The 13,789-nt window shown below is 67.8% G+C and carries 17 protein-coding genes; 10 read left to right on the top strand and 7 right to left on the bottom strand.

Features of this window, described 5'->3' with window-relative positions; translation table 11 throughout:
* Positions 1-311: 311 nt before the first annotated feature.
* The 7 genes from AB0E63_RS07150 to AB0E63_RS07180 all read left to right on the top strand — a co-directional run bounded on the left by AB0E63_RS07150 (position 312) and on the right by AB0E63_RS07180 (position 6,283).
* Complete coding sequence (locus AB0E63_RS07150) at positions 312-1,646, top strand: PhoH family protein (protein ID WP_360362714.1); 1,335 nt, start codon at positions 312-314, stop codon at positions 1,644-1,646.
* A gap of 216 nt (positions 1,647-1,862) precedes the next feature.
* The gene (locus AB0E63_RS07155; RefSeq protein ID WP_360362716.1) at positions 1,863-2,561 is read left to right on the top strand and encodes a hypothetical protein; all 699 of its coding nucleotides are present in this window, start codon (positions 1,863-1,865) and stop codon (positions 2,559-2,561) included.
* 99 nt (positions 2,562-2,660) lie between these two features.
* Positions 2,661-3,233 carry a dihydrofolate reductase family protein gene (locus AB0E63_RS07160; protein WP_360362718.1) on the top strand — a complete coding sequence of 191 codons (573 nt, stop codon included), beginning with the start codon at positions 2,661-2,663 and terminating at the stop codon, positions 3,231-3,233.
* A 19-nt stretch (positions 3,234-3,252) separates the two neighbouring features.
* Positions 3,253-3,909, top strand: a complete 657-nt coding sequence (locus tag AB0E63_RS07165; RefSeq protein ID WP_360362720.1) for a hypothetical protein — start codon at positions 3,253-3,255, stop codon at positions 3,907-3,909.
* Positions 3,910-3,953: 44 nt separating this feature from the next.
* Entirely contained in the window at positions 3,954-5,357 is a 1,404-nt protein-coding gene (locus tag AB0E63_RS07170; protein ID WP_360362722.1) for a class II fumarate hydratase, read from the top strand.
* Entirely contained in the window at positions 5,354-6,034 is a 681-nt protein-coding gene (locus tag AB0E63_RS07175; protein ID WP_360362724.1) for a DUF402 domain-containing protein, read from the top strand. Before AB0E63_RS07170 ends, AB0E63_RS07175 begins: the two co-directional genes overlap by 4 nt.
* Before the next feature lie 90 nt (positions 6,035-6,124).
* On the top strand, positions 6,125-6,283 hold the full coding sequence (locus AB0E63_RS07180; RefSeq protein ID WP_360362726.1) for a hypothetical protein: 159 nt from the start codon (positions 6,125-6,127) through the stop codon (positions 6,281-6,283).
* 3 nt (positions 6,284-6,286) lie between these two features.
* Here AB0E63_RS07180 and AB0E63_RS07185 read toward each other — a convergent pair whose 3' ends face one another.
* From AB0E63_RS07185 to AB0E63_RS07195, 3 genes are all read right to left on the bottom strand, one after another.
* On the bottom strand, positions 6,287-6,712 hold the full coding sequence (locus AB0E63_RS07185) for a nitroreductase/quinone reductase family protein (RefSeq protein ID WP_360362728.1): 426 nt from the start codon (positions 6,710-6,712) through the stop codon (positions 6,287-6,289).
* A 120-nt stretch (positions 6,713-6,832) separates the two neighbouring features.
* Positions 6,833-8,503, bottom strand: a complete 1,671-nt coding sequence (locus AB0E63_RS07190) for a fumarate hydratase (RefSeq protein ID WP_360362730.1) — start codon at positions 8,501-8,503, stop codon at positions 6,833-6,835.
* Positions 8,504-8,537: 34 nt separating this feature from the next.
* Positions 8,538-8,876 carry a hypothetical protein gene (locus AB0E63_RS07195; protein ID WP_360362732.1) on the bottom strand — a complete coding sequence of 113 codons (339 nt, stop codon included), beginning with the start codon at positions 8,874-8,876 and terminating at the stop codon, positions 8,538-8,540.
* Positions 8,877-8,973: 97 nt separating this feature from the next.
* Between AB0E63_RS07195 and AB0E63_RS07200 the strand changes: the two genes are divergently transcribed.
* From AB0E63_RS07200 to AB0E63_RS07210, 3 genes are read left to right on the top strand one after another with little or no spacing between them, the layout of a single operon-like run.
* Positions 8,974-9,669 (top strand): DUF1707 domain-containing protein, encoded by a 696-nt coding sequence (locus tag AB0E63_RS07200; protein WP_360362734.1) that lies wholly within the window; start codon positions 8,974-8,976, stop codon positions 9,667-9,669.
* A 57-nt stretch (positions 9,670-9,726) separates the two neighbouring features.
* A complete protein-coding gene (locus AB0E63_RS07205) occupies positions 9,727-10,080 on the top strand; it encodes a type II toxin-antitoxin system RelE/ParE family toxin (protein ID WP_360362736.1) in 354 nt (117 codons plus the stop codon).
* Positions 10,081-10,123: 43 nt separating this feature from the next.
* Positions 10,124-10,381 (top strand): helix-turn-helix transcriptional regulator, encoded by a 258-nt coding sequence (locus AB0E63_RS07210; RefSeq protein WP_360362738.1) that lies wholly within the window; start codon positions 10,124-10,126, stop codon positions 10,379-10,381.
* Here AB0E63_RS07210 and AB0E63_RS07215 read toward each other — a convergent pair.
* The 4 genes from AB0E63_RS07215 to AB0E63_RS07230 form a co-directional block, all read right to left on the bottom strand.
* Positions 10,378-10,875, bottom strand: a complete 498-nt coding sequence (locus AB0E63_RS07215; RefSeq protein WP_360362740.1) for a hypothetical protein — start codon at positions 10,873-10,875, stop codon at positions 10,378-10,380. The two genes, AB0E63_RS07210 and AB0E63_RS07215, sit on opposite strands and share 4 nt — an antisense overlap.
* Positions 10,866-11,384: a hypothetical protein gene (locus tag AB0E63_RS07220; protein ID WP_360362742.1), complete on the bottom strand. Its 519-nt coding sequence runs from the start codon at positions 11,382-11,384 to the stop codon at positions 10,866-10,868. The genes AB0E63_RS07215 and AB0E63_RS07220 overlap by 10 nt, the downstream gene beginning before the upstream one ends.
* 177 nt (positions 11,385-11,561) lie before the next feature.
* Positions 11,562-12,350: an ATP-binding cassette domain-containing protein gene (locus AB0E63_RS07225; protein WP_360362744.1), complete on the bottom strand. Its 789-nt coding sequence runs from the start codon at positions 12,348-12,350 to the stop codon at positions 11,562-11,564.
* Positions 12,338-13,672: a 2-isopropylmalate synthase gene (locus tag AB0E63_RS07230; RefSeq protein WP_360362746.1), complete on the bottom strand. Its 1,335-nt coding sequence runs from the start codon at positions 13,670-13,672 to the stop codon at positions 12,338-12,340. The genes AB0E63_RS07225 and AB0E63_RS07230 overlap by 13 nt, the downstream gene beginning before the upstream one ends.
* Positions 13,673-13,789: the final 117 nt, after the last annotated feature.

The following is a 13,789-nucleotide window of genomic DNA, read 5'->3' on the forward strand; positions in this document are numbered from 1 at the left end:
TTAACCCCGTGGGCGGGCGTGTCGGGCTGCGCCGTTTGCGGGACCCTCCTACCCTGACTATGACGGTCGGAGGGGAAGCCGGCTGTCACGGGAGGCCCGATCAGTTTGAGAATCGTTCGCCAGCCGGTTGCCCCATGAGGGGCAGAACGGAGTGCCCGAGACCCTCGGTCTCGGTCTCACTGATTCCCGTCGTTGCCTTCGCGGAACGGCGGAGGGGATCTGCACCAGATTTCCGGCCCGACTCCCGGTCCAACACCTAACCACTGGTGGGCCGGGCGTGGTGCACGTCGCGGCCCGAGAGGACGTGCGACATGGCTGCCACCCACGCCAAGGCGTCAAGTACCTCATCCACACCGGCCCAGCGCGCTTTCGTGCTGGACACCTCGGTGCTTCTCTCCGACCCGCACGCGATGCTGCGGTTCGACGAGCACGAGGTGGTCGTCCCGGTGGTCGTCGTCACCGAATTGGAGGGCAAACGGCATCACCCGGAACTCGGCTACTTCGCTCGCACCGCCTTGCGGCTGCTCGACGAGCTCCGGATCCTGCACGGACGTCTGGACGCGCCCCTGCCAGTGGGGGAGAAGGGTGGAACCCTCCGGGTCGAACTGAACCATACGGACCCGGAGTCCCTGCCGGCCGGTTTCCGGCTCGGCGACAACGACAGCCGCATCCTGGCCGTGGCCTGCAACTTCAAGGCCGAGGGCAAGGACGTCACGCTGGTCTCGAAGGACCTGCCGATGCGGGTCAAGGCGTCGGCGTGCGGCCTGCAGGCCGAGGAGTACCGGGCCGAGCTGACCCTGGAGTCCGGCTGGACCGGGATGGCCGAGCTCGAGGTCGAGACCCACGCGATCGATGACCTGTACGAGAACGGCGTACTGGAGCTGCCGCAGGCCGGTGAGTTCCCGACCCACACCGGGCTGGTGCTGTTGTCCGATCGGGGCAGTGCGCTCGGCCGGGTGATGCCGGACAAGCGGATCCGGCTGGTCCGGGGCGACCGCGAGGCGTTCGGGATCCGCGGCCGGTCCGCGGAGCAGCGGGTCGCGCTCGACCTGTTGCTGGACCCCGACGTCGGGATCATCTCGCTCGGCGGCCGGGCCGGTACCGGTAAGTCCGCGCTCGCGCTCTGCGCCGGCCTGGAGTCGGTGATGGAACGGCGGCAGCACAAGAAGGTCGTCGTGTTCCGGCCGCTGTTCGCGGTCGGCGGCCAGGAGCTCGGGTACCTGCCGGGCAGCGAGTCCGAGAAGATGCAGCCGTGGGCGCAGGCTGTCTACGACACGCTCGGCGCGCTGACCAGCGGTGACGTGATCGACGAGGTGATGGACCGCGGCATGCTCGAGGTGCTGCCGCTGACCCACATCCGCGGCCGGTCGCTCCACGATGCGTTCGTGATCGTCGACGAGGCCCAGTCGCTCGAGCGCAATGTGCTCCTGACGGTGCTGTCCCGCGTCGGCGCGAACTCGCGGGTCGTGCTCACCCATGACGTGGCTCAGCGGGACAACCTCCGGGTCGGGCGGCATGACGGCGTGGTCGCGGTGGTCGAGCAGCTGAAGGGACACCCGCTGTTCGCCCACGTGACACTGACCCGGTCGGAGCGCTCGCCGATCGCGGCTTTGGTCACCGAGATGCTGGATGATCTGCAGTTGTGACTGGGGCGGTGGGGCGGGGAAGGTATTGGTAAGGAGTGTCTTTACTGTTGAGTAGTAACTTTCTGTAAAGCACTGGTAAGACTTCGGTACGACGGTGCGGTCGCCACGCAGGCGGCCGCACCGTTCGTTCGTGACCTGCTTGTGATCACGGTCCGTTTAGGCCAGAGTATGTTCTCGTTGCCAGCCGACGGGGGTCGGGTTTTCTCGGAAGGACAGATGAAAGCGAAGCGCTCCGTCGCGGCTCTCTCAGTGACTGGGATCGTCGTCGTCTCCGTTGTCGCCGGTATCGACCTCTTCAGCTCCCCCGGGAGCAGCAGTGCGTCGGAGCAGGTGTCCGGACGCGCCGAGATGGCAGTGCTGAACAGCGAGAAGGCCCACATCGCCAGCACGCCGTCGGCCACGCCGAAGACCGACGCTGAGCAGGCCCAGGAAGTCATCCGGCTGCGGAACCAGATCGAGGCCGTCGAGGCGGCCCGGAAGGCGATGCAGGACCAGGCCGCGATCAAGCGGGCCGCCAAGAACGCGGCGCTGGCGCGGTACAAGGCGCTGCAGAAGACCGACGACAAGTCGCGCGAGGAGCGGGCCAGCCGCGACGCCGAGCGGAAGAAGATCGAGGGCACGCCCAAGGAGGTCGCGATGAACCTCCTGCCCGACCACGGCTGGGGCCCGGGTCAGTTCACCTGCCTCGAGAAGCTGTGGAACAAGGAGTCCCGCTGGAAGGTCAGCGCCGACAACCCGACCTCGTCGGCGTACGGCATCCCGCAGGCCCTCCCGGGCAACCGGATGGCGGCCTACGGCTCCGACTGGCGCACCAACCCGGTCACCCAGATCAAGTGGGGCCTCGACTACATCGAGGACGCCTACGGCTCGCCCTGCTCCGCGTGGGCCCACTCCCAGGCCAAGGGCTGGTACTGAGTCTTTCCGTAGTGCTTCCGTGGTCGGCACGGATGTGGCCGTGATTGCTGCTGCGGCAGGCTTCGAAGGGTAAGGACAACCTCTTCGAAGGAGCGCATCATGGCACTCGTCATCGCCGGGATCTCGATGTCGCTGGACGGTTACGTGACCGGACCGGACGTCACCCGGGAACAACAGCTCGGAGCCGGCGGCGACGTACTGCACCGCTGGCTGTGGGAGCCGACCGCGGAGGACGCGGCGGTTCTCGACGGCATGGCCGCGTCGGTCGGCTCGATCCTGATGGGGCGGCGCTCGTACGACCTGGCCGGCGGTGAGGGCGGCTGGGGCGACGGCGGCCCGGCCGGCAAGACGCCGTGCTTCGTCCTCACGCACAACCCGCCGCGGCACGCGCCGGACGTGTTCACCTTCGTCACCGACGGCATCGGGTCGGCAGTCGAGCAGGCGAAGGCGGCGGCGGGCGACGACCGGGTCGTCGGCGTACACGGTGCGAGCGCTGCCCAGCAGTGTCTGGCGGCGGGGTTGCTCGACGAGATCCAGTTGCACCTGGCCCCGGTTCTGCTGGAGTCGGGGACGCGGTTGTTCGACAACATCGGCCGGCAGTTCCAGTTGGAGCGGACGGACGTCGTACCGACAGCCAACGCCACCCATCTCCGGTACAAGGTGCACTACTGAGGCCTGAGAGGATGTGCGGGTGCCGGAGATCGCGCGGGGGACCAGTGAGCGGGGTGAGCTGGTCCTGCGGCGTCGTGACGACGACGGGGCGCTCGAGTTGCGGGTCAACGGTGTGTTCGTGATGGACGACCGGGAGACTTCCAGTGAGGAGCTGCTGGCGTCGGCCGCGCTGGCCTCGGTACGACGTCCTGACCGGGTGCTCGTGGGTGGGCTGGGGCTCGGCTACACGGTCCGCGCGCTGCTGGCTGACGACCGCTTGGGGTCGGTGATCGTGGCCGAGATCGAGCCTGATCTGGTGGAGTGGATGCGGTCCGGGTTGGTGCCGTCGGTGCTCGACGACCCGCGGGTGTCGGTCGAGGTCGGCGACGTCCGCGCGGTGGTTGCCGCGTCACCGGATGCGTCGCTGGACGCCATCCTGCTGGACGTCGACAATGGGCCGGATTTCCTGGTGTACAACGAGAATTCGGCGATCTACTCGTCGTCGTTCCTGACCGTGTGCCGGTCCAAACTGCGCGACGGCGGCGTACTCACGGTGTGGTCATCGTCGGAGTCGTCCGCTCTGGAGGTTGCCGTTTCGGCGGTCTTCGGCGCCTGCGAGGTGACGCCGGTTCCGGTGACGCTGCAGGGACGCGACGAGACCTACTACGTGTACCAGGGTTCGTTTTCCACAGTCTGACGATTGGCCGCCGGCGACGACGCGGAGCGACGTACTCTGCAGGTATGGGTGATGACGTGGAATTCAGGATCGAGCACGACACGATGGGCGAGGTCAAGGTGCCTCGGGACGCGTTGTGGCGGGCGCAGACCCAGCGCGCGGTGGAGAACTTCCCGATCTCCGGGCGGCCGCTGGCGCCGGCGCTCGTGCACGCCCTCGCGCAGATCAAGGCCTCGGCCGCGGTCGTGAACGCCGAGCTCGGGGTGCTGGACGCGGAGCGGTCCGCCGCGATCGTGGCGGCCGCGGACCAGGTGACGGCGGGGGAGCACGACGCGGAGTTCCCGATCGACGTGTTCCAGACCGGCTCGGGGACGTCGACGAACATGAACGCCAACGAGGTGCTCGCCACGCTGGCCACCCGTTCGCACGGCGTCGACGTGCATCCGAACGACCACGTGAACGCGTCCCAGTCGAGCAACGACACCTTCCCGTCGGCGATCCACGTCGCTGCCACGGCAGGCGTCGTCCACGAGCTGTTGCCGGCGCTCGAACACCTGGCGGATTCCCTGTCCCGTAAGGGATCCGAGTTCGCCGAGGTGGTGAAGTCCGGGCGGACGCACCTGATGGACGCGACGCCGGTGACGCTCGGGCAGGAGTTCAACGGGTATGCGCAGCAGGTGGGTCGCGGCGCGGATCGGGTCCGGGGGACGTTGTCGCGGGTAGCCGAGCTCCCGCTCGGTGGGACGGCGGTCGGGACGGGCATCAACACGCCGCCCGGGTTCGCGGCGGCCGTGATCGCCGAGCTGAACCGGCGGACCGGGCTCCAGTTCAGCGAGGCCGAGGACCACTTCGAGGCGCAGGGTGCGCAGGACGGGCTGGTCGAGCTGTCCGGGCAACTGAAGACGGTCGCGGTCAGCCTGACGAAGATCTGCAACGACCTGCGCTGGATGGGATCCGGGCCGCGGGCCGGGCTGGGCGAGATCGCGCTGCCGGACCTGCAGCCGGGCTCGAGCATCATGCCCGGCAAGGTGAACCCGGTGATCTGCGAGGCGACGCTGATGGTCGCCGCCCAGGTGATCGGCAACGACACCGCGATCACCGTGGCCGGTGCCGGGGGCAACTTCGAGCTGAACGTGATGCTGCCGGTGATCGCGCGCAACCTGCTCGAGTCGATCACGCTGCTCGCCAACACGTCCCGCCTGCTGGCCGATCGCTGCGTCGACGGCATCACCGCGAACGTCGAGCATGCCCGCGCGCTGGCCGAGTCGTCACCGTCGATCGTGACGCCGCTGAACCGCTACATCGGGTACGAGAACGCTGCCGCCGTGGCCAAGAGTGCTTTGAAACAAGGAAAAACGATCCGCGAGGTCGTGATCGAGAACGGGCATGTCGAGAAGGGCGACCTGACCGAGGAGCAGTTGGACGCGGCTCTCGACGTACTGTCCATGACCCGTCCGGACCAGTCGTGACGTCGGCTCCGGAGTCGGGGTTCTGGGAGCCGGGGACGACGATCGAATGGGTGTACGAGGGGACCGGGCGGCACGCGGACATGCCCAACGTCCGGCCGATGACGGTGGTCCGTGACGACGCGGACGGACTCGTCGCCTGGCTCGCGCCGGGTACGCCGTTGATCAAGCCGGTGCTGGTGGACGGACGCGAGACCCGGTACGCCGGTCCGATCGGGATGTTCACCGAGGAGCGGGTGCTGAAGCTGGACATCTGGCGCGGCACCGGGATCCTCAAGGTGCTGCCGCCGGGGAAGCCGTGGTCGGTGTGGCACTTCTGGGGTGACGACGGCACGTTCCGCGGCTGGTACGTGAACCTCGAGGCACCGCACGTCCGGGAGGGCGACGCGCGCCGGACCCGCACCGTCGATCACGTCCTCGATCTGTGGATCAATCCGGACCGGACGATCGAGTGGAAGGACGAGGACGAGTTGGAAGGTGCCGTGACCGCCGGGCGCTTCACGGCCGCCGAGGCCGCGGCGATCGTCGCCGACGCCCATGCGGCCGTCCGCGAGATCGAGGCCTGGACCGCACCGTTCTCCGACGGCTGGCAGACCTGGGTGCCACCGTCCCACTGGCACCTCCCGGTAGCCCCGACCACCCACCAGCCGACCCTCATCGCCGAGGAGCTCCACAGTTGACCCCTCATGCGCTGCCAGGCCCCTGAGGCCACTCACAACGGGTAGGTCACGAGCGGTTGCCAACTCCAGGTTCGGACTTACCTTGGAAATATGTACACGATTGAGCTGGAAGCCGATGAGCTCCAACTGCTGCGCTCCGCCCTGAACTGCTACCTGCAGGCCTTCGGTCACAACGAAGCCGACCTCGTCCAAGCGAGCAGAGCGCTCCTCGTCAAACTTCCGGAGCAGGTCGACAGCCAGGCGAGTTGAGATTCACTCGGCTGTTTCAAGCAGTGCCACGGGGATCGTGCGGTGCGCCTTCACCGCGTACCGACCGATGCGCGGATCCGCCCGGAGGATGACGTCCGTCCACACGCGTGACCGCTCGGCGCCGGTCAGCTCCCGTGCGCGCATCTGAACGTGCGCCGCGCCGATCTGCACGTCGCTGATCTGCACCGCGCGCAGGTTGCGAAACCAGTCCGGGTCCTGGGGCGACCCCGATCCGGTACCCCAGACCAGCAGCCCATCCGCGGTCTCCAGGTAGCGCACGCAGGTCGAGCGCGGTACGCCGGTCCGCCGGCCGGGGGTGGTCAGCATCAGCACGTGGACGTCCTTGCTTCCGCTGGCCAGGCGCCCGTCGAGCGTGCGATACATCCACACCCCGATCCGGTTCCCGATCCGCATCATCCGCCGGCTCATGCCACCCCCAGCTCCGAGAGTGCTGCGATCACCCAGCCGCGGTCAAGGACTCCGGTCAGCTTCGCGGACGGACAGTCAGCGGCACCGGCTTGGCGGTGTCGCGCTCACCACCAACTGCTTTCAGCTCCGCGGACGAACCGTCAGGGGGACCGGCTTGGCAGTATCCGTGAAGAAGTCGTTGCCCTTGTCATCCACCACGATGAACGCCGGGAAGTCCTCGACCTCGATCTTCCAGACTGCTTCCATCCCGAGCTCGGCGTACTCGATCACGTCGACCGACTTGATGCAGTCCTGCGCCAGCCGCGCCGCCGGTCCGCCGATCGAGCCCAGGTAGAACCCGCCGTGCTCCTTGCACGCCGCCGTCACCTTCGCCGACCGGTTGCCCTTGGCAAGCATCACGAACGATCCACCGGCCGCCTGGAACTGGTCGACGTACGCGTCCATCCGCCCCGCCGTGGTCGGCCCGAACGACCCCGACGCGTACCCCTCGGGCGTCTTCGCGGGTCCGGCGTAGTACACAGCGTGATCGCGCAGGTACTGCGGCATCGGCTCGCCGGCGTCCAGCCGCTCCTTGATCTTCGCGTGCGCGATGTCGCGCGCGACGACCAGCGGCCCGCTCAGTGAGAGTCGCGTCTTCACCGGCAGCTTGGACAGCTCGGCGCGGATCTCGCTCATCGGCCGGTTCAGATCGATGCGTACGACGTTCGTGTCGTCGTCGAGATGCTCGTCCGTGGTGTCCGGCAGGAACCGGGCCGGATCGCGCTCGAGCTGCTCCAGGAACACCCCCTCGGGCGTGATCTTGGCCAGCGCCTGCCGATCCGCCGAGCACGACACCGCGATCGCGACCGGGCAGGACGCGCCGTGCCGCGGCAGCCGGATCACGCGGACGTCGTGGCAGAAGTACTTCCCGCCGAACTGCGCACCGATCCCGAACTGCTGCGTGAGCTTGAAGACCTCCTCCTCCAGCTCCAGGTCCCGGAACCCGTGCCCCACCGGTGATCCCGCCGTCGGCAGCGAGTCGAGGTAGTGCGCGGACGCGTACTTCGCGGTCTTCAGCGCGTACTCGGCGGAGGTGCCGCCGACCACGACCGCGAGGTGGTACGGCGGGCAGGCCGCGGTGCCGAGTGAGCGGATCTTCTCGTCCAGGAACTTCATCATCCCGGCCGGGTTGAGCACCGCCTTGGTCTCCTGGAACAGGAACGACTTGTTGGCCGAGCCGCCGCCCTTGGCCATGAACAGGAACTTGTAGCTCGGGTCGCCGTGCACCGGGGTCGAGTACAGCTCGATCTGGGCCGGCAGGTTGGAGCCGGTGTTCTTCTCGTCCCACATGTTCAGCGGGGCCATCTGCGAGTAGCGCAGGTTCAGCTTGGTGTAGGCGTCGTACACGCCGCGGCTGATCCACTCCTCGTCGACGGCGCCGGTGAGTACGCCCTCGGACTTCTTGCCCATCACGATCGCGGTGCCGGTGTCCTGGCACATCGGGAGGACGCCGCCGGCCGAGATGTTCGCGTTCTTCAGCAGGTCGAGCGCGACGAACCGGTCGTTGCCGGACGCCTCCGGGTCGTCGATGATCCGCCGCAACTGCGTGAGGTGCGCGGTCCGCAGGTAGTGCGAGATGTCGTGCATCGCCTCGGCCGTCAGCGCCTGCAGCACCTCGGGCTCCACCTGCAGGAACGTCCGATCGCCCGCCGTGAAGGTGCTGACACCCTCGGTCGTCAGCAGCCGGTACTCCGTCTCGTCAGCACCCAACGGCAGCAGATCGGAGTAGTTGAAGTCGGCGGACACCGTCATACCTCCAAGGCAGGTGGTCTAAGGCCCCCCAAGCCTAGTTCGGCTCGCCCGCAGCCGCGCGCTCACCCCTGACCACGCGCCAGGCCCGCCACAGCTCGAAGCCCAGCCCGAGCCGGAAATAGGCCAACTGGCTGCCGCGCATGTTCTTGGTCAGCTTGTTCCTCCGCTCGGGCACCCAGCGGCCGAGGACGAAGGACAGCCCGATGATCAGCAAGGCGCCGACCAGAAACAGGACAATCGCGGGGGTCTGCGGCGTACCGTCCCCGGTCAACTGGCCGATCAGCGTCCAGACGACGCCGACGTACAGCACCGGACACGCAACCAGGTACACGGCGGCCAAGGCCCGCCCCAGGACTCCCGCAGGCCAGTTCATGGTCGACAGTATGGACCCCTGGATCAGGGGTGTGTTCAGGGGTGAATCGGGGAAGAAACGGGCGACGGGTGGGCTGGGGCGCGCGTATCGTTTGGGCGTGGCTCAGGATGATGTTCCTCAGGAGAATCGACCGCAGGATGCCGTGCCTGCGCAGGCGCCGACGGGTGACGAGCTGGCGTTGCGGCGGCGGGTGTCCGACCTCGAGCGCGAGGAGGTCGCCGACGTACTGCGCGAGTCCGCGGCCGAGGGGCGCCTGTCGTACGCCGAACTCGAGGAACGCCTGGAGACGTTGTACGCCGCCAAGACGTACGGCGAACTCGTCGAGCTCACCGCCGACCTGCCGAACGGCCCGAGCGCACCCGGAGTGCCGGCCGTCGGACCGCAGTACGGCGGCGCGATGGTCGAGAACGGCCCGGTGATCAACGCGTTCATGTCGGAGACCAAGCGCCAGGGCGGCTGGCTGGTCCCGCAGCGCCAGGAGGTCAACGCGGTCCTCGGCGACGTCACGCTGGACTACACCGAGGCCCAGATCCCGTTCGACGAGGTCCACGTCGAGGTGAAGTCGATCCTCGCCGACGTGAAGATCCGCGTCCCCCAGAACGCGATCGTCCTGCTCGACAGCAACCCCATCCTCGGCTCCGTCTCCGAACAGGAAGCCGGCCTGGGCGCCGTCCCCGACCCCAACACCCCCGCCGCCCGCCCCACCACCTTCCACATCCGAGGCACCGCCATCCTCGGCGAAATCAAAATCAAACGAGGCCCCCGCCTCTCCAAACGCCTCCGCCTCACCTAACCGGCACGCAAGTACCCGAGCCACGGAGAGTAACCAAAGTGTTATAGCATCGCTGCTATGACCTGGGGTACCGTTGAGCTCGAAGCCGAGGTACGCACCTGGCTCGAAGACTTGCCCACCGACCTGTTCGCACGAGTCGCCTTCTACATAGACCTTCTCGCCGAGTACGTTGCATTGCTGGGCGAGCCGTACTCCAAACAGATCGATGGAAAGCTTCGTGAGTTGCGTTTCTGGCTCGATCGCGACGCGATGCGGATCAGCCACTGGATCGCCTCCGATCGACGGATCATCCTGCTGACCGTGTTCAGGAAGAGCCGAATGCGGGAGACGCGGGAGATCGACAGAGCGGTGAAGGCGTATCGCAAGTGTGTGGAGGAAGCGTACACGGTGTCGCTGAGGGAGGAGGGTTGAGGTGACCGGACGGTCGGGATGGGATGAGGTTCGCGGGCGGCGGATGGCTGAGCCTGGGGCGGCGGAGGCGTACGACGCGACGCGACGAGCGTTCGAGCTCGGTGCGATGGTGCGGCAGATGCGTGAGCAGCGCGGGTGGACGCAGACCAGGCTTGCCCAGGCTGCGGGCATGACTCAGTCGGCCCTGGCGCGCTTCGAAGCTGGTGGAACTGTGCCGACGCTCGCTCTGCTCGAGCGGATCGCTCAGGCGTTTCACGCGCAGCTCGTGGTCCGTTTCGACGAAGGTAACCCCGCGGCTTAGGTCGTTGCGGTTCGGCGCTGCTCTCGTAGTACGTCGGTGAGCCAGGTGGCGAGGGCGGGGATGTCGCGCACGTTGTCTTGGGTCAACGGGTGGTGTTTGGACCAGACGTTGGTCGGGATGATGGGGTCGAGCATGTGGAACTTCGGGCCGGTGGGGATGCCGATGGAGCCGATGTCGGTCCAGGGGAGGAACGTGCGGCCGGTACGGATGCCGTCGTGGTCGATGGTGACGGTGGGGCGTTGGATGATGAACTGCCAGGTGCTGAGGCCGACGACCGCCAGGACGAGTACGACGGAGAATAGGCCGAGGGCGAGGCGTTGGCCGCCGGCGTGGATCCACTCGGTGAACGACAGGGCCGGGTTGACGGCGAACAGCGCGGCGAAGCACGCTCGCTGGATCACCAGCCGCTTCCGCCGTACAGGAAATACCACCCGGCCCGTCCGCCGGAGCTCGTCCGCCCAGACCTCGGGCAACTCCTCGCCCATCACTGCCATGTGGTTGCGCCTGAGTTTGAGGCCCGGCGGTGCTCCTCGAGGAGGGTTTCGAGCCAGCGACGCAACGCCGGCATGTCTCGGACGTTCTGCTGGTGGAGCCTGAGGTCCTTCCCCCACGGGTCCTTCGCAATGATCGGCAGCGACCTGGCCCACACCGGCCCGGTCGCGATGCCGATGGCGCCGATCTCCGTCCACGGCACGAACTTCCTCCGGCCGCGCCGGATCCCGGCGCGGTCAACCGTCACAGCAGGCCGCTGCGTGACCAGCTGCCAGGCGCCGAACCCGAGGGCCATCACGTAGGCCACCCCGAGGACCTGGACGCTGACGCGCTCAGCTCCACCAGCCTCCAGTGCGTCCGGGACCCAGAAGACGGACATCAGCACGAGAGGCGGCAGCCCCTGCGCAAGTCCCCACAACACCGTCCGTCGCCGGAGCGGAAACACCACCCGGCCCGTACGCCGGAACTCGTCCGCCCACACCGCAGGCGGCGCTTCGCCCATCACCGTCATGTGTCCCCCAGCCCGCACGACCCCGCCCCCGAAGCACGCTCACTGTAGTGCACGACAAGCCCCGTGCGTTCGGCGAGAATTGGCGGATGGGGGCGGGTCCGCGCGGTGCTCAGGTGTCCGTGCGCGGCCCCGAACCGACGGGGTGTCCGGATTGGTGGTGCGCCGGGCTCGGTGTGCTTAGTGGGGTCGGGTGCCTGGTTGGGCGGTGGCGGTCCAGCGGCCGGATTGGTGGGTGATGTGGATGGGGTGGTTGAAGGCTTGGGAGACCAGGTCGGTGGTGAGGACGTCGTACGCCGGGCCGGCTGCCAGGACTCGGCCTTCGTGGAGGAGGGCGGCGTGGGTGGTGCAGGTGGGGAGTTCTTCGAGGTGGTGCGTGACGAGGACCCAGGCCAGGTGGGGATGTGAGGCGTTGATCTGGTCGAGGGTTTCGAGGAGTTGCTCGCGGGCCGCCACGTCGAGACCGGTCGACGGCTCGTCGAGCAGCAGGAGACTCGGGTCGGAGATCAGCGCGCGGGCGATCAGCGCCCTCCCGCGTTCCCCCTGGGACAGGGTCGTCCAGGAAGACGAGGCCAGCGCGCTGATGCCGAGCAAATCGATCAGCTCGAGCGCGCGGGCCCGCTGAGCCGGAGTCGCCTGCCAGCGTGGCATCAGCTCGATGGTCCCGGTCAGCCCGGTGAGGACGATGTCCACGATGCTCAGCGGCGACCGCAGTGGGTGCCGCGGATTGACGTGGCCGATCGATTCGCGCAACGTGCGGATGTCCACGGTGCCGAGCCGGCGGCCGAGGATCTCGACGGTCCCGCGGGTCGGGTGCGCGATCGCGCCACACAACCCCAGCAGGGTGCTCTTTCCCGCGCCGTTCGGCCCGAGCAGCGCCCACCGCTCGCCCTCGCCGACCGTCAGCGACACCCCGCCGAGCAGCAGCTTGCCGTCCCGGACGAAGTCGACATCCTTCAGTTCGAGCACCCGAAAACCTCCTCGTACAACGCCTTCAACTCCTTCGCACTCGCTTCCCGCCCGGTCCCGTCGGTGTGCCGCTGCACGTGCTGCGCGAACTCTCGTTCCTGCTCGGACGACAGTCGAACCCCGTACGCCGACTCGAGGACATGCGCGATCCCGCCCTTCCCCGACTGGCTGTTCACCCGGACGACGGCCTCGTATCCCCGACCCACGTCCATCGGATCGATCGGCAGATACGGCACCTCCCAAACACCAGGACCCTGTACGGCGAAGCCCTTCCGGATCGCGTCCTGATGGGTCCCCGAGAACGCGGTGTACACGAGCTCCCCGACGTACGGGTGCCGTGGATGGATCGGCATCCGCGTGCAGTACTCGACCACGTCCCGGATCCGGTCGATCTCGGAGAAGTCGATCATCGGGTCGACCCCTTGGGCGTGCAGGTTCAGCGCGAGCGTGGCGATGTCGACGTTCCCGGTCCGTTCGCCGTTGCCGAAGATGCAGCCTTCGACCCGCTGCGCACCGGCGAGTACGGCGAGCTCCGCGCAGGCGATGCCCGCGCCACGGTCGTTGTGCGGGTGCACCGAGAGGATCACGCCGTCGCGCCGCGGCAGGTTCTTGTGCATGTACTCGATCTGGTCGGCGTACACGTTCGGTGTCGCGGCCTCGATCGTGGCCGGCAGGTTGAGGATCACCGGCCGCTCCGGCGTCGCATCCCACTGCTTGGTCAGGTGATCGCTCAACTCGAGCACGTAATCCGGCTCGGTCAGGTTGAACACCTCGGGCGAGAACTGGAACCGGACCGAGTCGCCGGCCAGCCGCAGGATCTCCTCGGACCCGGCGTAGATCATCGACGCCAGTTCGTCCTGGGTACGACGCAGTACGACGTCCCGCCACACCGGAGCGGTCGCGGCGTACATGTGGATCACCACATCGCCGCGCATCCCGGCAACGGATTCCACCGTCCGCGCGATCAGGTCGGGCCGGGCCGGCGTGAACACCACGATGGTGACGTCGGCAGGCACGAGGTCCGAGGTGGCGAGCATCCGGACGAAGTCGAAGTCTGTCTGCGAGGCGGACGGGTAACCGACCTCGATCTCTTTGTAGCCGATGGCAACCATCAGTTCGAAGAACGTGCGCTTGCGCTCGGGGTCCATCGGCTCGGCCAATGCCTGGTTGCCGTCGCGGAGGTCGACCGGCACCCACAGCGGTGCGGTGCTGATCCGGCGGTCCGGCCACTCCCGGTCGATCGGCTCCACCGGGACCTTGGCGAAGATGTCGCGGTAGCGGTGGCTGGGCATGGGGGAGTGCTGCTGGCGGTTCCAGTCCATGAGGTGTCCTTCGGTTGCTGCCAGGGGACCGGCGGACGACGGCACTCCACGGAGGGAGCGCCGATCGAGTCAGCTCCCGCCGTGGCGGCCAAGAAGGAGGAGGCCCGCAAGCAGGAG

Origin of the sequence: Kribbella sp. NPDC026596 (assembly GCF_040638415.1) — a bacterium.
Lineage (GTDB): Bacteria > Actinomycetota > Actinomycetes > Propionibacteriales > Kribbellaceae > Kribbella.